At 71.6% G+C, this 20672-nt stretch carries 18 protein-coding genes; 12 read left to right on the plus strand and 6 right to left on the minus strand.

Annotated elements, in window-relative coordinates:
* Positions 1-150 precede the first annotated feature (150 nt).
* Complete coding sequence (locus CBQ26_RS17140) at positions 151-459, minus strand: IS1/IS1595 family N-terminal zinc-binding domain-containing protein (RefSeq protein ID WP_088249855.1); 309 nt, start codon at positions 457-459, stop codon at positions 151-153.
* Between the two features lie 218 nt (positions 460-677).
* Between CBQ26_RS17140 and rpsB the strand changes: the two genes are divergently transcribed.
* From rpsB to CBQ26_RS17175, 7 genes are all read left to right on the plus strand, one after another.
* Positions 678-1430 carry a 30S ribosomal protein S2 gene (rpsB, locus tag CBQ26_RS17145; RefSeq protein ID WP_088249856.1) on the plus strand — a complete coding sequence of 251 codons (753 nt, stop codon included), beginning with the start codon at positions 678-680 and terminating at the stop codon, positions 1428-1430.
* Between the two features lie 115 nt (positions 1431-1545).
* Positions 1546-2343 (plus strand): translation elongation factor Ts, encoded by a 798-nt coding sequence (tsf, locus tag CBQ26_RS17150; protein ID WP_088249857.1) that lies wholly within the window; start codon positions 1546-1548, stop codon positions 2341-2343.
* Positions 2344-2529: 186 nt separating this feature from the next.
* Positions 2530-3240: a UMP kinase gene (pyrH, locus tag CBQ26_RS17155; protein WP_088249858.1), complete on the plus strand. Its 711-nt coding sequence runs from the start codon at positions 2530-2532 to the stop codon at positions 3238-3240.
* Between the two features lie 106 nt (positions 3241-3346).
* Positions 3347-3898, plus strand: a complete 552-nt coding sequence (gene frr / locus CBQ26_RS17160) for a ribosome recycling factor (RefSeq protein ID WP_088249859.1) — start codon at positions 3347-3349, stop codon at positions 3896-3898.
* A gap of 91 nt (positions 3899-3989) precedes the next feature.
* The gene (locus CBQ26_RS17165) at positions 3990-4820 is read left to right on the plus strand and encodes a phosphatidate cytidylyltransferase (protein WP_172418145.1); all 831 of its coding nucleotides are present in this window, start codon (positions 3990-3992) and stop codon (positions 4818-4820) included.
* A gap of 264 nt (positions 4821-5084) precedes the next feature.
* Positions 5085-6368: a 1-deoxy-D-xylulose-5-phosphate reductoisomerase gene (dxr, locus tag CBQ26_RS17170; protein ID WP_088249860.1), complete on the plus strand. Its 1284-nt coding sequence runs from the start codon at positions 5085-5087 to the stop codon at positions 6366-6368.
* Positions 6365-7483 (plus strand): M50 family metallopeptidase, encoded by a 1119-nt coding sequence (locus tag CBQ26_RS17175; RefSeq protein WP_088249861.1) that lies wholly within the window; start codon positions 6365-6367, stop codon positions 7481-7483. The genes dxr and CBQ26_RS17175 overlap by 4 nt, the downstream gene beginning before the upstream one ends.
* Before the next feature lie 115 nt (positions 7484-7598).
* Here CBQ26_RS17175 and alr read toward each other — a convergent pair whose 3' ends face one another.
* Complete coding sequence (gene alr / locus CBQ26_RS17180; RefSeq protein WP_088249862.1) at positions 7599-8684, minus strand: alanine racemase; 1086 nt, start codon at positions 8682-8684, stop codon at positions 7599-7601.
* A gap of 83 nt (positions 8685-8767) precedes the next feature.
* Between alr and CBQ26_RS17185 the strand changes: the two genes are divergently transcribed.
* Positions 8768-10726, plus strand: a complete 1959-nt coding sequence (locus CBQ26_RS17185; protein ID WP_088249863.1) for a hypothetical protein — start codon at positions 8768-8770, stop codon at positions 10724-10726.
* A 79-nt stretch (positions 10727-10805) separates the two neighbouring features.
* Positions 10806-11282, plus strand: a complete 477-nt coding sequence (locus CBQ26_RS17190; protein WP_191299399.1) for a hypothetical protein — start codon at positions 10806-10808, stop codon at positions 11280-11282.
* A 97-nt stretch (positions 11283-11379) separates the two neighbouring features.
* On the opposite strand, the gene CBQ26_RS17195 is transcribed toward CBQ26_RS17190, so the two are convergent.
* On the minus strand, positions 11380-12096 hold the full coding sequence (locus tag CBQ26_RS17195; protein ID WP_088249864.1) for an ABC transporter ATP-binding protein: 717 nt from the start codon (positions 12094-12096) through the stop codon (positions 11380-11382).
* 1 nt (position 12097) lies between these two features.
* Entirely contained in the window at positions 12098-13273 is a 1176-nt protein-coding gene (locus CBQ26_RS17200) for an ABC transporter permease (RefSeq protein ID WP_088249865.1), read from the minus strand.
* Between the two features lie 149 nt (positions 13274-13422).
* Here CBQ26_RS17200 and CBQ26_RS17205 point away from each other — a divergent pair, with 149 nt between their 5' ends.
* Complete coding sequence (locus CBQ26_RS17205; RefSeq protein WP_088249866.1) at positions 13423-14721, plus strand: DUF4127 family protein; 1299 nt, start codon at positions 13423-13425, stop codon at positions 14719-14721.
* Positions 14722-14767: 46 nt separating this feature from the next.
* Here CBQ26_RS17205 and CBQ26_RS17210 read toward each other — a convergent pair whose 3' ends face one another.
* Positions 14768-15988: a cysteine desulfurase-like protein gene (locus CBQ26_RS17210; RefSeq protein ID WP_088249867.1), complete on the minus strand. Its 1221-nt coding sequence runs from the start codon at positions 15986-15988 to the stop codon at positions 14768-14770.
* Between the two features lie 71 nt (positions 15989-16059).
* Positions 16060-17901, minus strand: a complete 1842-nt coding sequence (locus CBQ26_RS17215) for a glycoside hydrolase family 3 protein (protein ID WP_088249868.1) — start codon at positions 17899-17901, stop codon at positions 16060-16062.
* A gap of 260 nt (positions 17902-18161) precedes the next feature.
* Between CBQ26_RS17215 and CBQ26_RS17220 the strand changes: the two genes are divergently transcribed.
* The gene (locus CBQ26_RS17220; RefSeq protein WP_088249869.1) at positions 18162-18458 is read left to right on the plus strand and encodes a hypothetical protein; all 297 of its coding nucleotides are present in this window, start codon (positions 18162-18164) and stop codon (positions 18456-18458) included.
* 31 nt (positions 18459-18489) lie between these two features.
* Positions 18490-20604, plus strand: a complete 2115-nt coding sequence (locus CBQ26_RS17225; protein ID WP_229843973.1) for a transglycosylase domain-containing protein — start codon at positions 18490-18492, stop codon at positions 20602-20604.
* The last annotated feature ends 68 nt before the right edge of the window (positions 20605-20672 follow it).

The following is a 20672-nucleotide window of genomic DNA, read 5'->3' on the forward strand; positions in this document are numbered from 1 at the left end:
TGACCTCATCCCGTGCCCCTATGAAACAGCCCACAATGCGGCGCGAGTGGCGGTCCATGGCGAGCCAGATCCACAGCAATCTGGTGTGGCGGGTCACAAACGTGCATAACTCGTCGCACTCCAGCACCAGCGCCGCTGGTGCTAGAGTGCTCACACTTTTGGGAAGCTCTGGGGTTCGGGATCAAGGCTGTGTGGGACGGTGTTCGTCAGGGCCTGGAGATGGCGTCGGAACCACGAGCGGCTGACCCCGACGGCCCGGCAGATGCCGCGGTGTGACAGGCGTTCGGACAGCAGGCGGTCGACGAGGGCAATTGTGTCGGGTGAAATCCGCGTTCGTCGGTGGTGGAGGGTGAACTGGTGGGTGCAGATGCGGCACAGGTAGCGCTGCTTGCCTGTGTGGGCGTGACCGTTTTTGACGATGCGGGCGGCGCCGCACTGCGGACACTCCAGACCGTTCATACTTCATTGAACACCCGTCATGCCTGAGAATCCACGACCGCCCGGCGTCCCCCCTCCCACCCGTGCGTCTGATGTCGTATAATTCGCGTTTGGGTGCCCCCGTGACCCGCCGTGCGCGCTGGAGCGTCGCGTCCGGCCTGGCCCACCTTCGGCGTTCATGACGCTGGGCTGGCACGAGGACGGCAAACTTGTCCCACATTCAACGCTCGGGAGTTCACATGTCGTACATCTCCATGAAGCAACTGCTGGAAGCCGGGGTTCACTTCGGCCACGAAACCAAGCGCTGGAACCCCAAGTTCAAGCGTTTCATCTTCGCCGAGCGTAACGGCATCTTCATCATCGACCTGCAGAAGACCCTGAAGCAGGTGGACCGTTCCTTCGACTTCATCAAGGAACTGTCCGAGCGTGGCGGCGTCATCCTGTTCGTCGGTACCAAGAAGCAGGCCCAGGAGATCGTGGAACTCGAAGCGCGCCGCACCGGCATGCCGTTTGTCACCAGCCGCTGGCTCGGCGGGATGCTCACGAACTTCAAGACCATGCGCACCCGCATTGACCGCCTGAACGAACTCGACGAGATGTTCGAGTCCGGCCGCGTCAACGACCGCCTGAAGGCCGAGCGCATCAAGCTGGCCGCCGAGCGCGAGCGCCTGCAGCGCTTCGTGGGTGGCATCCGCAAGATGAACCGCCTCCCCGACGCGATCTTCGTGGTGGACCCCACCAAGGAAGTCATCGCCGTGCAGGAAGCCAACAAGCTGGGGATTCCCGTCATCGCGCTGGCCGACACGGACAGCGACCCGGATGTCATCGACTACATCGTCCCCGGTAACGACGACGCGATCCGCTCCATCCAGCTGATCACGCACCGCATCGGCGACCTGCTCGTCGAGGCGCGTGGCGGCGGCGAGGACGTGGGCGCGGCCGAAGGCGAGACCGCCGAAGCCGGCACCGACACCGAGCAGACCGAGAACTGAACCCGGAACGGACCGGAAAGGAGGGTGGTGTCCGGCGAGTACGCTCTCGGACCACCCTTTTTTCCGCCTCCCCCACCTCCCTCACACAAGTTCAAGCCGACACAGGAGGCATGACATGCTGGAATCGATCAAGAAACTCCGTGAACTGACGGGCGCAGGCATGATGGACGTCAAGAAGGCCCTCGCCGACGCCGGCAACGACGAAGACAAGGCCATCGCCCTGCTGCGCGAGCGCGGCATCGTGAAGGCCGCCAAGAAGGCCGACCGCGAAGCCAAGGAAGGCCTCGTGCGCTTCGTCGTGGACGGCAACAAGGCCGCCATCGTCGAAGTGAACTCCGAGACGGACTTCGTGGCCCGCAACAGCGACTTCCAGGCGCTGGTGGCCGAACTGGCCCAGGCGGCCCTGAGCGCCGGCACCAATGACGTCGAGGAGTTCCGCTCCTTCACGCTGCCCAGTGGTGAGACCGTGGCGACCACCGTCGCCGCCGCCGCCGGCAAGATCGGCGAGAACCTGGTCCTGAACCGCGTGGCCTTCGTGGAAGGCAGCACCGTCGCCGGCTACGTTCACAGCAACGGCAAGATCGGCGTGCTGGTCGACCTGGAAGGCGGTAACGACACGCAGGCCAAGGACGTGGCCCTGCACGTCGCCGCCGAGCGTCCCCAGTTCCTGAGCCGTGACGAGGTGAACAGCTCCGACATCGAGAAGGAGCGCGAGATCCTCACGAACAAGGCGCTGAACGAGGGCAAGCCCCAGCAGATCGTCGAGAAGATCGTCGAGGGCCAGATCGGCAAGTTCTACTCCGAGAAGGTCCTGCCCGAGCAGAACTTCGTCAAGGACAACAGCGTCACCGTCGGGAAGTACCTGGGCGGCGCGACCATCAAGCGCTTCGTGCGCTTCGAAATCGGCGCGTAAATCCCCTGACCTCCGGCCCTTCCCCGTCAGCGGGGCGGGCCGGGCGCAGGCCGGATTCATCGTTGCGCGCGACACAGTCCTCCCGGCAGCCGCCCGCGCGTCTGCCGGGAGTATTGTGTTGCCGTTCCGTCACGTTCATTCTTTCCCGGCGCGCCCCGGCGCGACCGCCCCCCAAGTGAGGTATGCATGTTCAAGCGCGTTCTGCTCAAGCTTTCTGGTGAGTTCCTGGCCGGCGAGTCGGGCTTCGGGATCAGTCCCGACACCACCGCCCAGCTGGCCGGTCTGATCACCGGAGCCCTGGAAGGCACCGACGTGGAACTCGCGGTCGTGATCGGCGGCGGGAACCTGTGGCGCGGCGCCCGCAACGGCGAGGGCATGGACCCCGCCACCGCCGATTACATCGGCATGCTGGGCACCGTCATGAACGCCATGGCGCTTCAGGACGCCATGGAGAGCGCCGGGCGTCCCACCCGCGTCATGAGCGCCATCCAGATGGCGGCCGTGGCCGAGCCGTACATCCGCCGCCGCGCCATGCGGCACCTCGAAAAGGGCCGCGTGGTGATCTTCGGGGGCGGGAACGGCGCGCCGTTCTTCACGACCGACACGACCAGCACCCTGCGCGCCCTGGAAATCGGCGCAGACGTGGTGCTGATGGCCAAAAACCGCGTGGACGGCGTGTACGACAGCGATCCCCGCAAGAACAGCGACGCGAAGTTCATCGCGCAGGCCACGCACCGCGAGGTGGTCGAGCAGCGCCTGGAAGTCATGGACGCCACCGCGCTGACGCTGTGCATGGATAAGGGCCTGCCGATCGTGGTGTTCGACCTGTTCCAGGACGGCAACCTGCGCCGCCTGCTGGAAGGCGAGCGGGTCGGCACGCTGATCCAGACGCCCTGATCCTGCCCGCGCCTTCCGGCCCGGCCGCAGAGGGCCGGCGGCGGCGCTGCGCTACAATTCCCGCGAGCGACGTCTGTTCATTCTCACTCCCCAGGAGGCCCTGACCATGGCTGACATGAAAGCAATCCAGGCTGATACCCGCGAGAAGATGGGCAAGGCCATCGAGTCCCTCGAGAACAACCTGTCGGTGCTGCGCACCGGCCGCGCCAACCCCGGCATCCTGAAGAAGATCGTCGTGGACTACTACGGCAGCTCCGTGCCGATCGATCAGGTGGCCAGCATCAGCACGCCGGACGCCCGCACGCTGGTCATCACGCCGTGGGACCGGGGCGCGCTGAACCCCATCGAGAAGGCCATCCGCGACAGCGACCTGGGCCTGAATCCGAACAACAAGGGCGACACGATCTTCATCAGCCTGCCCATGCTGACCGAGGAGCGCCGCAAGGACCTCGTGAAGAACGCCAAGAACTACGCCGAGGACGCCCGGATCGCTATCCGTAACATCCGCAAGCACGGTCTGGACGAGGTGAAGAAGGTCGAGGGCATCGGTGACGACGAGATCAAGCGCGGCGAGGCCGACGTGCAGAAGATCACCGACGAGTTCATCGCGAAGGTCGAGACGACCTTCCAGAAGAAGGAGCAGGAAATCCTCGGGTGAGGACGCCTGACGCAGGGTGTGGGCTGTGGGCCGTGGGGTGCGGCAGAGTGGCACCTCGCTGCCCGCAGCCCACACCCCTTCCGGAGGCCGCGTGGAATCGCTGAGCAGCCGCATGCTGACCAGCGTGGTGGGGTTCGCGATCATCAGCGCGGTCGTGTGGATCGGCTGGTGGGCGATGCTGCCGGCGCTGCTGTTCGTGTCGGTCATGGGGCTGTACGAGTACATCCGCATGCTCGACCGCAACGACATCGACGTGCGCCGCGTGAGCCTGGGCGTGTTCGCCGCCGCGCTGATCCTGGCGAGCCTGCCCATGTGGCCGCAGGCGCCGTGGCCCGGCGGGTCGTGGCGTGAGGCGGTCATGACGGTCGCCGTGGCGTACCTGCTGGTCATCGAGGTCATCCGGCCCGGCGAGCGGCCGCTGGAGCGGGTCGTGTACTCGGTGTTCGGGCTGCTGTACATTCCGTGGCTGCTGGGGTACTTCCTGATGCTGCGCTACAGCCCGGACGCCGAGCGGGGCCTGCTGTACTTCGCGCTGCCGCTGCTGGCGACGTTCGCGGCGGACATCGGGGCGTACTTCACGGGGCATTTCTTCGGGCGGCGCAAGCTGGCGCCGGAAGTCAGTCCCGGCAAGACCGTCGAGGGCGCCGTGGGGGGGCTGCTGGCCAGTTTCGTGATCGTCCTGGCCCTGACGACCCTGACCGGCATCTGGTCGCCGCTGGAGGCGCTGCTGTACTCGATCCTGGTCGCGACCGCCAGTCAGCTGGGCGACCTGAGCGAGAGCCTGATCAAGCGCGCGCTGCGCACCAAGGACAGCGGCAACAGCCTGCCCGGTCACGGCGGGTTCCTGGACCGCATCGACAGCCTGCTGTTCGCGGTGCCGGCCACGTACCTGTTCCTGCACATCAGTCTGTTCTCGCAGTAGCGGCCGGCCGGAGTGATCGGCAGCCGGTTTCCCCCCGGCTGATACGGACTGCCGTTTGTTTCGCCAACAATCCGGAACTTCACCGCCCCTGCCGGCTCCACGTCCGGAGGGGCGTTTCTCTCCCACTCTGCGGAGGGGCTCTCCGAGTCGCATCCGCTCGGACCCACCGGGCTTTGCAGCCCATTCAATCGGAGTCCGTATGAGGCGGCCGCTCAGGCTGGGCGCGCACAGACTTCTGCGGCGGATGCTCTAGCATGCGGGGTGATGAAGCGAGAGCAGGCAGAGAGCGGCGCGGCGCCGTCCGGTCGGGTCCAGGCCAGTGCGGTGCAGTCCAGTGCGGTGCAGGCCATCGCCGTGCTGGGCAGCACCGGCAGTATCGGCACGCAGGCGCTGGACGTGGCGCGGGAACGCGGCTGGCAGGTCACGGCGCTGGCGGCCGGGCGGAACCTGGACCTGCTGGAAGCGCAGGTCCGGGAGTTCCGCCCCGGACTGGTCAGCGTGGACGAGGGCGTGCTGGGCGAGGCCCGCGCGCGCCTGTCTGGGCTGGCGCAGGTCATCGCGGACCCGTCCGAGGTGGCCGCCCACCGCGCGGACGTGACCGTGAACGCCATGAGCGGCCTGATCGGGCTGGCCCCGACCCGCGCGGCGCTGGAGGCCGGGCAGGCGGTGGCGCTGGCGACCAAGGAGGCGATGGTCACGGCCGCGCACCTGATGTGGCAGGCGGCGGCCGTGGGGGGCGGGCGGGTCGTGCCGGTGGACAGCGAGCACACGGGCATGTTCCAGTGCCTGACCGGCGAGGACATGGCGGACGTGGCCGAGCTGATCCTGACGGCGTCCGGCGGACCGTTCCGGCTGGGTCCGGACGACCTGAGCGGCGTGACGCCCGAGCAGGCGCTGCGCCACCCGTCCTGGAGCATGGGGCCGAAGGTCACGCTGGACAGCGCCACGCTGCTGAACAAGGGCCTGGAGGTCATGGAGTGCGCCAGCCTGTACGGGCTGCCGCTGTCGCAGGTCGGCGTGGTGGTGCACCCGCAGAGCATCGTTCACGCGGCCGTGCGGTTCCGGGACGGGAGCCTGAAGGCGCAGTTCGGGCCGACGGACATGCGGCTGCCCATCGCGTACGCCATCGACGCCGCGCCGACCGGGATGCAGCGTCCGGGGGACGTGCGCGGCGCGCGGCGCGGGCCGGAAGTCGCGTCGCACGGGTCGTGGCCGCTGCTGGGCGACTGGGAGTTCCGCGCGCCGGACCTGCGGCGCTTTCCGTGCCTGGAACTGGCGTACCGCGCCGGGAACGCCGGGGGCCTCGCGCCGGTGGTGCTGAATGCCGCCGACGAGATAGCCGTGGACGCCTTCCTGGCCGGGCAGATCGGGTTCATGGACATTCCGCGCCTGATCGAGCGCCTGCTGGACGAGACGCCGGGCGGCGACCTGACCTGGGATTCGCTGGGCGAGGCGGACGCCTGGGCGCGGGTGCGGGCGCGTGAACTGTGCGCCGGTGGCCTGGGCCGCGCCGTGGGTGCCGGCGCGGGCGGCGGGGGGCAGGCGTGAACGTGTTGCAGGGCATCGCGGCGGCCCTGACGCCACTGGGGCTGCTGTGGACGGTGCTGCTCATCGGGGTGGCCACCTTCCTGCATGAACTGGCGCACTACGCGCTGGCGCGCCGGCAGGGCGTGGCGGTGCACTCGTTCAGCGTGGGCATGGGGCCGGTCCTGTTCAGAAGGCAGTGGCGCGGCACCGAGTGGCGCCTGAGCCTGCTGCCCATCGGCGGGTACGTGGAGATCGACGGCATGGCCCCCGAGGAGGACGGACAGGGCGGCTACCGGCAACCCACGCGCGGCTTCGCGGGCCTGCCCGCCTGGGGCAGGGTGGCGATCCTGCTGGCCGGGCCGCTCACGAACCTGCTGCTGGCCATCGCCCTGATGACCGTCACGTTCACCGCGCAGGGCGTGCCCGCCCCGGACCGCGCCCGCATCGAGGAGGTCGTGGCCGGGTCCACCGCGCAGCGCCTGGGCCTGCGGGCCGGGGACGTGATCACCGCCATCGACGGGCAGGACATCCCGGACACCACCCGCGTCGGCGGGCGCGAGGTGGCGGGCTGGGAGGGCGTGCGGGACGTGCTGACCCGGGCCGGGCCGCACACCTTCACGGTCGTGAGCGGCGGGCAGACCCGTGACGTGCGCTTCGACTGGACGCCCACCGTGAACGGCGAGCGGCAACTGCTGGGCATCCGCTACGGGCCGGACGTGCAGGCCACCAGCGCGCCCGCCGCGTTCGTGCGGGCGTGGCAGGTGACGGGCGAGGCGGTCCCGCAGGTTCTGCGGAGTTTCGGGGAGCTGTTCGCGCGGTTCCTGACCCTGAACCTCTCGCGGGACGAGAACGTCAGCGGCCCCATCGGCACGGCCGAGATCGTGTCGCGGGCCGCCACGGTCAGCCCCTGGGCGCTCGTGCAGGTCGCCATCCTGCTGAACCTGTCGCTCGCGTTCTTCAACCTGCTGCCCATTCCAGGCCTGGACGGCGGGCGCATCCTGCTGGTACTGGTCGGGTCGCTGCGCGGCCGTCCGCTGACCTTCAGTCAGGAGCAGGCCATCAACCTCGCGGGCTTCGCGTTCGTGATGATGCTGATGCTGTTCGTGGTCGTGCGGGACGTCAGCCGCTTTTTCTAAATACACTGCGTTTATCTTGTAGATAAACCGCGCGGAGCGCGGAGCAGAAGAAAGTACGTTGAAGCGGGTGGCAGGGGTGGGCCGTGAGAGATTGTTCCTGCGGCCCACCTTCCTGTCACGGGGTCTCGCCCACCGTGCGTTCCACGCGGTCGCCCACGCCGGTCAGGACCTCGTACTCCACGGTGCCTCCCCAGGCGGCCACGTCGGTGACGGTCAGGTCCCGCTGGGTCCAGAGGGTGACGGGATCGCCGGGCTGCACGTTCAGGCCGGTCACGTCGATCATGAGTTGATCCATGCAGATGCGGCCCAGGACCGGGCGGCGCCGCCCGGCGACGAGGACCTCGGCGCGGCCCGTGGCGCTCCGGGGGTAGCCGTCGGCGTACCCGATGCCGACCGTGGCGACCGGCGTGTCGTGCGGGGCGCGCCACAGGCCGCCGTAACTGACGGTCTCGCCGGCCGGGACGGTGTGGACGTGCGTGACGCTGGCCTGCACGGTCATGACCGGGGTCAGCGGGGCGCGGGCGCGCAGGTGCTCCGGCGCGAAGCCGTACGCGGCCAGTCCGGGCCGGGCGAGCGCCATGCCTGGCAAGCGGCCCAGGCTGAGGACCGCGCCGCCGTTCGCGGCGTGCGCCAGCAGCGGCTGCGGGGTGGGCGGCAGGGCGTCCAGCACCGCCCGGAAGCGGCGCAGTTGCTCGTGGGCGAACTCCAGGTCGGGTTCGTCGGCGCTGGCGAAGTGGGTGTACGCACCTTCCAGCAGGCCCCGGCGGGCCAGTTCACGGCCCACGGCGACGGCCTCGTCGGGTCGGGCGCCCAGACGGTTCATGCCGGTATCGACCTTCAGGTGCGCGCGGGCGTGGGCGGGCAGCGCGGCCGCCTCGGCCAGCGACGCGACGGGCAGGCGCACGCCCAGGTCCGCCAGGACCGGCACCTCGGCGGGCGTGGGCGGCGTGAGCAGCAGCACGGGCCGGCCAGTGTTCAGCGCGGCGGCCGCCTGCGCCTCGCGGGGCGTGGCGACCGCCAGTCCCCACACGTCCGGGTGCGCGGCGGCCAGGGTGGCGATCAGGGTCAGGCCGTGCCCGTAGGCGTTCGCCTTGACCGGCAGGATCAGGGGCGTGCCGCTGCGGGCCGCCAGGGCGCTCAGGTTGCCGCGCAGGGCGTCGGGGTCGATCAGGGCGCGGGCGCGGGGGGCGAGGACGGACATCTGAGCCGCATGCTACCCCCGCCGGGCGGAGCGGACGGGCGCGGCGGTCAGACGGGTGGGCGCGTGTATGATTTTTCGCAGTCATGCCCACGTTCAAGCCCGTCCGCTCTGCCCGTCTCCGTCCCGCCCTGCTGACCCTGGGGCTGCTCACCCTGGGGGCCGCGCCGGCCGCCGCACAGACCGGCGGGATCCTGCCGCTGGTGTCTGTGGGCGAGAAATGGCCGCAGGCGCAGGAATCGTACGTGATCCGCGTGTCGGCCGCCGACGCGGGCCGCCCGCTGGGGCTGGAGGTGTTCTCGCCGACGTTCAACCTCGCGGACTACGTGGACGGCCGCCGGGGCGACGGGTACTTCGGCGACGAGCTGTACAAGAAGAACGAACCCTTCGAGACGACGTTCACGCTGACCGGCCCGAACGGCACGGTCGTCGAGAAACGCTACGGCCTGAACCGCGAGCACACCTGGGAGAGCCTGTTCGCGGGCGGCCTGGGAGCCGGCACGTACACCCTGAAGGTCAGCAGCCGGGGCGACGGCAAGAACTCGTTCGCGCTGCGGGTCGCGGCGCCCTTCGCGCTGGAAACCAGTGATTTCAGCGTGAACGCCCGCAGCACCGACGCCTCCGCCCTGCTGGCGGCGCGCGTGAACGTGACGGCCGACTGGGTCGGCAAGACGCTGGGCCTGCTGAACTACGACGTGGACGGCGCCCCGGAAGCGGAACTGTGGGCCGTGCAGCCCGGCGGGACGCGCGTGAACCTGACGCCCAGCGAGAACGGCCGCACCGCCACCGACCCGTTCCGCATCACGCCGGAACTGGTGGGCGAGTGGCAGCTGTTCATCCGGGTGCTGCCCACCACCCGGCAGTACAGCAACGCCATCCGCTACTCGTTCCGGCTGGACGACAAACCCATCACGGCCCGCGTGGGCGGCTTCACGCTGCCGGACACCGTGAAGATCGCCAACCAATTGCTCGTGGACGTGGTGGACCCCCAGGGCCGCCCGATTCCCGGCGCGTCGTACGCGCTGGTGGGCGACGCGGTCGTGCGTCCGCAACTGCCGCCCGGATACGTGCCGGTCAGCGGAACGCTCGTGCAGGGCACCGGGAACGTCGTGTCGCCCACCGAGGTGCGCTACCAGCCGGGCTTCAACAAGATCCGTTTCGTTGCCCGCCCGCCCGAGGGCCAGCTGGCCGTGGACGCCGTCGCGCTGTACGGCGATCAGCGCATCCCCCTGACCGGCGTGCCGTTCGAGGTGGGCGGCCGCACCCTGACCACCCCCGCGACCGTGCCGCTGGCGCCGGGCGACTACCCGGTCACGCCGACCGGCATTCCCGGCAGCACCTTCACCCGCCCCCTGCCCGGCCGGGTCGCGGACGGCGGCACCAACCGCGTCACCATCGAGTACCGCGTGCGGACCGAGGTGACGCTGGTCACCGCGCCGGACATCCTGAACGCCTGCGACGTGACGCAACTCACCGCGACCGCCAGGACCGAATTCCCGTACCGCCTGCCGGCCCGCCTGAAACTGAACCTCCCGACCGGCTGGACCAGTGACTACCCGCTGGAAGTGCCGGGCGAGTTCAGCCAGGGCCAGCCGCTGCGCCTGAAAGTACCGGTCCGGGTGTGCCGCAGCGACACCGCCGAGGCCGTGCTGGAACCGGTGGACCTGCGCACCACCGGGCAGGCCCGCGTGCGCAACCCCGGCGGGGCGAACGTGACCCGCACCGTCGAGGGAGGCGCGCGCGCCAGCCTGCAAAAAAGCGTGGAGGCCGCCGCGCAGGGTTACGTCGTGACGCTGGTCCTGACCGTGGACAGCACCCTGGAAGGACTGCGTCTGCTGGACGCGCTGCCCGGCGGGAGCGCACAGCCGGCCGTGCGCGGCCCCATCCAGGTGCAGGGACCGAGCCTCGCGAACGTGAATCCGCGCGTGGAGGGCGACAGCATCCTGCTGGGCCGCGTGATTCCCGGCACGTACACCCTGACGTACACGCTGTTCACGGACCAGCCGGCCGACCGGGTCGTGACCGCCCCCGACCTGAGCTGGTGAGGGCCCCTGACCGGCGCCCCAACGCCCGGTGCTCCTTTGGTCGGATGCGCATCCGGCGCTCATGGGCTAGGCTGGGGGCATGAAGAAGTTCTGGCTGTCCGCCCTGGCCTGCGCGCTGGTGGCCTGCGGCGCGGCCGGCGGCACGCCGGACCCGCAGGCCGGCGACCTGCTGAGTGCGCCCACCACCCTGATCCGGCAGGGGCACGTCCTGAGCGCCCAGTCGGCCGTCACGCTGTACGGGGGCGGGCTGGGCGTGCGCGTGCAGGTCGGCGCGAGCGCACCGGGCCGCGCGGGGGCCGCCGCGTCCCTGAACGGCCTGACCCTGGACGGCGTGTTCGTGGTCACGGGCGACGGCGTCTGGAAGGCCCCGCTGCGGGCGACCACGCCGGGGCAGACGTCGGTGGGCACCCTGAACGCCGCCGCCTGGAGTGGCAGCGGGAAGTTGCGGCCCGGTTCGGGCGTGCAGGTCGTGGTGCGCCTGAAAGACCGCCTGGGCCACGCCTACTGGCTGCGCGACACCACCCGCGCCAGCGGCAGCCCGGCCCCCCTGGACTGAACCGGAGGGGCGTGTTACTCCCACTCTGCGGAGGGGCTCTGCGCGCCGCTTTGCCTGGACCCAGCAGGCTTTGCACCCCATTCAACCGGAGTCCGGGTCAGTCGACGGGGCTGACCACGCCGTCTTTCACGCTCAGGTGATGGTCGGCCTGGGCGGCCACGTCGCGGTCATGGGTGATCAGGATGACGGTGCGGCCGGTCGCGGCGGCGCGTTGCAGCAGGCCCAGGACCCGTTCGCCCGTGCGGCTGTCGAGGTTACCGGTGGGTTCGTCGGCCAGCAGGATGGCCGGGTCGTGCGCCAGGGCGCGGGCCACGGCGACGCGCTGCGCCTCGCCGCCCGAGAGCTGGTTGGGCAGGTGTCCGGCGCGGCCCTCCAGGCCGACGAGGGCCAGGAGTTCGCGGGCGCGGTCCTGCCGCTGCCGGGCGGGCACCCCGGCGAGGGTCAGGGGGAACTCGACGTTCTCCTGCGCGCTGAGGATGCTGACAAGGTTGTGGTTCTGGAACACGAACCCGTAGTGACGCAGCCGGAAGTCGGCGCGGTCCGCCTCGCCCAGGCTGGTCAGGGCGGTGTCGCCGACGACGACGCGGCCGGTGGTGGGTTCGTCGAAGCCGGCCAGCAGGTTCAGCAGGGTGCTCTTGCCGCTGCCGCTCGGGCCGACCACGGCGGTCAGGCCGGGCGGGAAGGTGTGCGTGAACGGCGCGAGGGCCAGCACCTGCCCGTCGCCGCTGGGGTACGTGCGCGAGAGGGCCTCGGTGCGCAGGGCAGGCAGAGCGGGCGTGGCCTGGATGACGGGTCGGTCGGGGTGGGTCGTCATGTCAGAGTCTCCCGAGGGCGCCCACGATGCTCATGCGCCCGGCGTTGCGGGCCGGCAGCAGGCCCGAGAGCAGGCCCAGCAGCAGGCTGATGGCCAGCGCCAGCAGCACCAGCCGGGGGGTCAGGGCGGCCGCGTCGATCCCGGCGAGCTGCTGGGTGTACAGGTTCACGCCGGCGATCCCGGCGAGGCCGAGCAGCACGCCACCCACCCCGCCGACCAGCGACAGCAGCAGCGATTCGGTCAGGACCAGGGACCGCACGAACGACGGGCGCGCCCCGATGGCGCGCAGCGTGCCGAACTCGCGGGTGCGTTCGAAGACGCCCATCATGACGGTGTTCGCCACGGCCAGCCCGCCGACGATCAGGGCGATCAGCGAGATCCCGAAGCGCACGGCGTCACTGATGATCAGGGCGCGGTCGATGAAGCTCAGGAAGTCGCTCTGGGTGCCGGCCTCCAGGTCCAGCCGCCCGGACAGCGCGTCGGCCACGCGCCGGGCGTCGCGGGGGTTGTCGAGTTTCACGGCGACCAGCGACACGCGGCCCGCCGCGCCCTCGCTGCGTTGCAGGGTGGTCAGCGGAATGAAGATGAAGTTGTCCACCAGTCCGCTTTCCGGGGCGAGCACGCCGATCACCTTCACCTGATTGCGGCGGTTGAGGTTGAGGGTGCTGCCGACCTCCAGCCGCAGGTTCTGCGCGGCCTTCGCCCCGGCGACCGCCACGCCCGCACCCTCGTCGGCGGCGGTCAGGGCGCGGCCCTGCGCGGCGCGGGTCGTGGGAAACACGGTCCCGATGCCCTGCGCGGCGGGCAGGCCGTACAGGACGACGCTCTGCGTGACCTCCAGACCGCCGCGCACGGCCATGATGACCGGCGTGACCGTCTGGATGCCGAGTTCCGGCGCGAGCGCCTGGATGTCGTCGGCGGTCTTCTGCGGCAGGTTCGGTTGCAGCGCCAGTCCCTGCGAGAGCGGCGTGAGGCTGACCTGCACGTCCGGGCCGATCCCGCCGAGCTGCGAGACGAACACCTTGCGGATGCCCTCGCCGAGCGACAGGAAGATCACCATGCTGGCGACCGCGACCGTGATGCCCAGCGTGGTCAGCAGCGTGCGCACGCGGCGGCGGGTCAGGCCCCTCCAGGCGAGTTTCCAGATGTCCGTCCATCGTAGTCCTGGCGACGTCATGAGACGCAGGCTACGCCGCGCCGGCCGCGTGCGTGGGGACGCATGACTACAGTGCCGCATGACTACAGTGACGCGGCCGGACGCTCCCCCTTCCCCATCCAGAGCTTTCTCTGCGGGAAGGCTCACGCCGCGCCCGTACGCTCGGGGGTATGAAGTTCTCCCGTCCGGTCCTGCTGAGCACGCTGTCATCGCTGACCCTCGCCCTGGGTGGGGTGCCGGGGGGCGCGCAGGCGCAGACGCTGCTGCCTCTGGATTCCCGCCCGGCCACGCGGGTCCTGCCGGCCCTGATCGCCGACCTGCGCGGCGGCGCGGCGCACGTCCCGCCGGCCTCCATGCTGGGGAACGCGCGGGTGGGCGCGGACCCGGCCGCCCTGACCGCGTGGCTGGAGGCGCAGCCCAAGGATGGCCCGCTGATCGCCGCGCTGGACGCCCTGGCATACGGCGGGCTGGTGCAGTCCCGCACGAGCCCGCTGAGTGCCGCGCAGGCGCTGGCTCGGCTGGAACCGCTGCGCACCTGGACGGCCCGCACCGGGCAGCCCGTGTACGCCTTCATCACGCTGCCGCGCGAACCGGACGCCACGAACCGCGAACGCAACCTCGCCGTGACCCGCACGCTGATCGACTGGGCGCGCGCCGGGAGCTTCGCGCAGTTGCATGTCAGCTGGGACGACGCGCTGCCCGGCAGCCCCGCCCCCGCCGAGGGCGCCGCGCTGGCCAAGGACGCCCCGGCGAACGTGCTGGTCTACCCCGGCGCAGACGAGGTGCTGTCCATGCTGACCGCCCGCGCCCTGGCCCCGCAGCCCGCCACGGTGACCTTCGAGTACAGCGACCCGGCCGCCGCGCGGCAGGTCATCCGCTACGAGGGCATTCCCCTGACGCAGAGCGCCGTGAACCACGCGCAGGCCAGCGGCTTCACCGTGCAGGAGGCAGGCCGGCCGGCGGACCTGACGGTGTTCGTGTTCAACGGCGGTGACCCCCGCCGCGCCGCCGTGCGCGTCAGCCAGCTGCTGGCCGCCGGGCCGGTCGCGGTGGCCGACGTGGAGAAGGTCAACCTGGGCAACCCGCGCCTGTGGCGGGACCTGCAGACGCTGCGCCGCACCGCGAACCTCAAGGCGCTGGCCGCGTGGGGCACGCCCGGCAACAACCTCGGCACGGCCCTCGCGCACGCCAGGGTGGCCCTCTCGCCCGGCGCGGACCCCGTCCGGCAGGACGCCCTGCTGGCCCGCGAGTACGCCAACGACGTGATCTATAGCGCCGACCTGCGCGCCGCCCTCAGAAAGGCCGTGCCGGAGGCGCAACTGACCGCCCCCGGCACGCAGGACACCCTGCTGAACCTCGCCCGCGACGCCTTCCCGCTGCGCCTGGGCGGCACGTACACCCTCCAGGACGCCACGCTGCCGTGGGGCCGCTCGTTCGAGTGGGACTTCACGCTGACGCCCCAGCCGTAAATCGATAGTGGGAAGTGGGCGCCACTCCAGCACCCACTCCCCAACTTCAGCCCAGTTCGGCCAGCAGGCGGTCGATGTCGTCGGTGGTGGTGTAGTGGGCGATGCTGGCGCGCACGACGCCCTGCGGGTACAGGCCCAGGTCCCGCAGGGGTTGCGCGGCGTAGAAGTGTCCGGCCGCGACGTCCACCCCAGCGCGGCTGAGGCGGCCGGCGGTCTGCTCCGGGGCCTCGCCGCCCACGCGGAAGGCGACGGTGCCCACGCGGCCCTGCGTGCCCTGCGGGCCGTACACGGTGACGAGGTCGTGGTTCAGCAGGCCGGTCACGAGGCGCTCCATGACCGGCTGTTCCAGCTCGTGAATGCGCCCCGAGGCGGCTTCCAGGGCGGCGCGGGTCAGGTCCGCGTGCCCGGCGAGGTCGCGCAGGTAGTCCAGGGTGCCGAGCCACCCGGCCAGCAGCTCGAACTGCGGAGTGCCGTGCTCGATGCCCGTGATGTCGCCGACCGGGATGAATTCCAGGCGGGGCCAGGGAAGCGCAGCGCGCAGGTCCGGGCGGATCCACAGGGCGCCCAGGTGCGGCGCCCAGACCTTGTACGGGCTGAAGGTCAGGAAGTCCGCGCCCCAGGTCTGCACGTCCGGGAAGGTGTGTGGCGCGGCGTGCACGGCGTCCACGATGGTCCACGCTCCGGCAGCGCGGACCTGCGCGGTGATGGCAGGAATGTCCGGCGTGACGCCCAGCGCGTTGCTAGCGGCCGTCACGGCGACCAGCCGCGTGCGGGGCGTGAGCAGCGCGGCGAGGTCGTCGGGGTGCAGGGTCATGTCGGGCTGGCGGGCGTGCCAGACCTTCACCGTGACGCCCACGCGTTCCAGTTCCCGCCAGGGGCTGGCGTTGCTCTCGTGTTCCAGGCCGCTCAGGATGACCTCGTCGCCGGGGCCCCACAGGCGCGCGAAGGCCCCGGCCAGCCGGAAGGTCAGGGCGGTGGCGCTCTGCGCGAGGGCCACGTCCTGCGGCGCGGCGTTCAGGAACAGGGCAGTGCCCTCGCGGGCGCGGCCCTTGAGGGCCAGAATCTCGCGGCCCGGCTGGTGGCCCGGCATGGCGTTCGTGGCGCCGTAGGTCATCAGGTGCCCGGTGACGGCCTCGATGGCGCGCAGGGGCAGCAGGCCCCCGGCGGCGTTGTCGAGGTACGCGCGGCCCTGCGCGAGCGGCGGGAACTGGGCGCGCAGGTCGTCGCGGGTGGGCAGCGGGGCGCGGGCCGGTGCGGGTCGGGTCATGCCCCCGAGTGTAGCGGCGGGGTGTGGCGGGGCGTCCCGTCCGTCCGACTGCCCCTCCGGCCGGTGCGGGCCTACGGCCGGGTGGTGAGGCCGAACCCGGCGGGGAACAGCGGATCATACGGGCGGGTGTCGGCGTTCAGGGGCAGCTGATCGTCACTTCGCGGCCAGCTGACCGGGAGCCGCCCGGTGAAGGGTGCGCGGCCGTACAGCACGTCGGCCAGGCCCGCGCCCTCGCTGCCGGGCAGCCACGCGGCCACCAGGGCGTTCATGGGCGTGCCGGGCAGGATCAGCGGGCGGCCCGAGACGGTCACGACCACGCACGGCCCGTCGGCGCAGACCGTGCGGATGTTCGCGGTGTCCTCGGCGTTCAGGGCCAGCGAGGCGCGGTCGCCCTTGCCCTCGGCGTAGGGGGTCTCTCCGACCACCACGAGGCCCACGTCGGCGGCGCGGGCCTGTCCGGGCTGCGCGGCCCGCGCGTAGGTGACCGTCCCGCCGCCCACCTCGCGCAGACCGGCGAGCAGGCTGGTCCCGCCGGGCACCGGGCCGTTCTGCCCCTGCCACGTGAGGGTCCAGCCGCCGGACTGGCGGCCCACGTCGTCGGCGCTCTGCCCGGCCACGAACACCCGCGCGCCCGGCGGGAGCGGCAGCACGCCGTCGTTACGCAGCAGCACCAGGGATTTCTGCACGGCCTCGCGGGCCAGGGCGCGGTGCCCGGCGCTGCCGAAGGTCCGCTGGAAGCTGGCGTCGGTCATGGGACGCTCGAACAGGCCCAGCCGGAACTTCTGCCGCAGGATGCGCGCCACGGCGTCGTCGATGCGGCTCATGGGGACGCGCCCGGCGCGCACCTCGGCGCTCAGGGTGTCCACGAAGCGCACGTACTCGTTGGGCACCATGACCATGTCGATCCCCGCGTTGATGGCTGCGCGCACGGCCGCCGGGTACCCGCCGGGAATCTGGTCCACGCCCGCCCAGTCGCTCACCACGAACCCCGTGAAGCCCAGTTCCTTTTTCAGCACGTCGGTCAGCAGGTAGCGGTGGGCGTGCAGTTTCGTGCCGTTCCAGCCGGAGAAGCTGACCATCACGCTGCCCACGTTGCGCGCCACGGCCGCCCGGAACGGCGGGAGGTGCACGCGGCGCAGTTCCGCCTCGCTCAGGCGGGTGTCGCCCTGGTCCAGCAGGTACCCCTCGGTGACGCTGCTGCCGAAGGCCGTGCCGCCGTCGCCCAGGTAGTGCTTGGCGGTCGCCAGGACCGCGCCGGGCTGCGCGAGGCCGCCCGCGCCCTGGTACCCGTCGATGATGGTGCTCAGGGCCGTGGGGAGGGCCGGGGTCTCGCCGAAGCTCTCGTAGGTGCGGCCCCAGCGCACGTCACGCGCCACGCACAGGCACGGACTGAAATTCCAGCGGACGCCCGTGCCGGCCATCTCCTCGGCCGTGGCCCGCCCGACACGCCGCGCGAGATCCGGGTCGCCCGACGCGCCCAGCCCGATGTTGTGCGGGAAGAGGGTCGCGCCCGGCACGTTGTTGTGCCCGTGCACGGCGTCCGTGCCGTACAGCATGGGAATGCCCAGCCGGCTGCGCAGGGCCGCCGCCTGGAAGGCGTCCACCATCGCCGCCCAGCCCTGGGGGGTGTTGTCGGCCGGGGCGCTCCCCCCACCGGACAGCACGCTGCCGATGCCGAACACGGCCATGTCGTTCAGGTCGCGGACGGCGGCGCGTTCCGCCTGGGTCATCTGCCCGATCTTCTCGTCCAGGGTCATGTGCAGCAGCAGGTCGTTCACGCGCGCGTCGACCGGCAGGGCCGCGTTGCGGTACGGGGCGTTCGCGGCGGGCGCGCCGGTCGTGAAGGGCGTGGCGGCGGACGCGGTGCCCAGCAGCAGGCAGGCGGTGGGCAGCAGGACGGACTTGCGGATCATGCGGAACCTCCAGACGTGGGCCGGAACGGGGGCAGGGTCAGGTTGTGAAAAGGGTTTCAGGAAAACACTAGCAGCTTCCGCCTCCCGCCGCGACCCGGCTGTCTTTCCTGGCGCCACCCGGCCAGCCCCGGCGACGGAACACTGCCCTGAAAGCCCTGTCACGCTGCCGGGCCGGAGCAGCGCAGGCGAGTGGCGTTAACGCCTGTTTGATCGTCCTTTGGTGGGATGTGTCCCTCATGCCTGCCCCGTATGCTCTGTCCATGAGTTTCGTGCGTAAGCCCCGGCCGTACTCGTCGGGCCTGCCTGGAACGCCTCCCCTGCCGTCTGCGGCGCCTGCCCCGGCGCGGCGGGTCCGGCCCGCCCGGCCCCGTCTGCCCCGCCCGGACCTGTCCCGTCCCGACCTGCCGCGTGCAGGCTGGCCGGGCGCGGTGACGGCGCTGGCGGCGCTGGGCGCGGTGCTGGTGCTGCTGGTGGGCCTGTCGGGCCTGTGGAACAGCGCAGCGCGTGACTGGCAGTTCCGGTCGGCGGCGGCCGGCGTGACGGACGTGGTCCGCTGAGCGTGCCTTACCTGGAACACGGGGCGCGGGCGTGCTGAGGGTCTGGGAGCGGTGGCGGAACCCGTGGCCGCGTTCGCCGTTCCTGCGTCGGCCTGCGCCGTGGACGCTGCGGCGCGCGGTGCGGGCGGCGCTGGCGTGGGTGGGCGCGGCGACCGTGGGCATGATCGCGCTGGGCGTGGCGGGGGCCGTGTGGACCGGGGCGCTGGGGCGGGTGTGGAACCTGCGGGCGGAACTGCGGCCCGTCGAGGTCGTGGACCGGCGCGGCGAGCCGCTGGGCGTGATCGACCACTGCCGCGCCGGGAACGCCGTGAACGCCGTGCCGTGCCGCGAGTCCCTGAGCGTGCCGCTGACCGGCGTGAGCGAGGCGTTCCTGCTGGCGTACGTGGCCAAGGAGGACGTGCGGTTCTTCTCGCACGTGGGCGTGGACCTGGGCCGGTTGCCCCGCGCCCTGCTGAGCGGCGCGGGCGGCAGCACCATCACCATGCAGCTGCTGAAGAACAACGTGCTGGCCGGGCATTTCGATTACGACACGGACCGGCGCGGGCCGCTGCTGACGCTGACCCGCAAGGCCACGGAGTTCGTGCTGGCGCCCGTCGTGACGTGGCGCTACGGGCGGCGCGAGGTGCTGGCCATGAGCGTGAACAGCCTCCCGTGGATCGGGATCGGGCAGCGTAAGGGCGTGTACGACGCGGCCCGCGCGGTGTTCGGCGTGGAACCGGCGGACCTGACGCTGGCGCAGAGCGCGTTCCTGGTGGGCCTGCTGCCCGCGCCGGGCCGTTACCTGGTGACGGACACCACGCCGCCCGAGACGGCCACCGCCCGCTTCCGCTGGATGCGCACGCAGCAGCTCGTCACGCTGGAGATCCTGCGGTCGCGCGGGTTGATCGGGCAGGGCGAGTACCTGGAGGCGGTCAGTACGCCGCTGCAACCCCGCCTGTGGCGCGCCGAGTACGCCGGGAGCGGCACGGACCTGCGCGTGGTGCAGGCCACCCGGAACCCCGCGTACACGAACGAACCGGAGCCCGTGTGGGCCATGCAGGAACTCGTGCGGCGCGAACTGCGCGCGGCGGGCCTGGACCCGAAACGGGTGGGGCGGGTCGTGCTGACCGTCGACGCGGCCACGCAGGCTGCCCTGACGCGCCGCGTGACCGGCGAGGGCGCCACCGGCCCCCGCCCGACCGGCGTGGCCGAGGGGGCCGCCATCGTGGACGTGCGCGGCGGCGGGATCGTGGCGCTCGCCAGTTCCACCGGCGGCAGCCAGAGCAGCGACGCGGGGCGGCAGTGGGCGGTCAGTGCGCTGCGCCCGGTGGCGAGTACCGTCAAGCCGCTGCTGTACGCCGCCGCGTTCGGCGACGGCCTGACGCAGCTGAGCGCCTTCCCGGATCAGGCGACCCGTTACGGTTCGCAGGCGGTGCGCAACAGTACCGGCACGTTCCTGAACCGGGCGGTCACGGTGCGCGAGGCGAACGCCCGCAGCCTGAACACCGTGGCCGTGCAGGTCGGCACGCCCCGCGAGAAGACGCTGCGGGCCGTGCTGGACGCCGCCGGGTACCAGGAGGACCGCAACAACCGTTCCAGTCCGTCGCTGGGCACGTACCGGGCCGCGCCGCTGGACGTGGCGGCCGCGTACGCCAGTTTCGCCGACGGGGGCCTGCTGTGCCGCCCGCACCTGCTGGCCGAGGTCACCGACACGGCCGGGCGCCCGCTGCCGCTGCCCCGCCCGGACTGCCAGCCGCTGTGGGACGAGGTGGTCGCCTACGAAACCTTCGACCTGCTGACCGCCGCCGTCAGCACCGACGCCAGCCACGTGCCGTTCCTGCGGCCCACCCTGTTCCAGCGCATGCAGGGGCGGGCCATGCCGCTGGGCGCGAAGTCCGGCACGACCGACGACGTAAACGACACGTGGTGCGCGGCCGTCACCCCGCAGTACGCCATGGCCGTGTGGATCGGCGATCCCGAGGGCCGTCAGAGCGTGCCGGTCACGCTGTACCGCGAGCAGACCGCCTGCCGCGAGGTGGCCCTGCTGCGCGAGTTGCCGCACGATCGCCGCAGCCTGGAGGCGCCGCCCGGCATCACGCGCGTGGCGGGCGCCGCCGTCCCGATTCCCGGCCTGAACCCCCGCAATCCGGTCCCGGTGGCGCCGTGAACGTCCGTCTGCGGCGCCACGTCTCGCCTGCCCCTGTCTTTCCGGCGGCCCTGCCCGCCTGCCTTCTG

It is taken from the genome of Deinococcus indicus (genome assembly GCF_002198095.1).
GTDB classification, from domain to species: domain Bacteria; phylum Deinococcota; class Deinococci; order Deinococcales; family Deinococcaceae; genus Deinococcus; species Deinococcus caeni.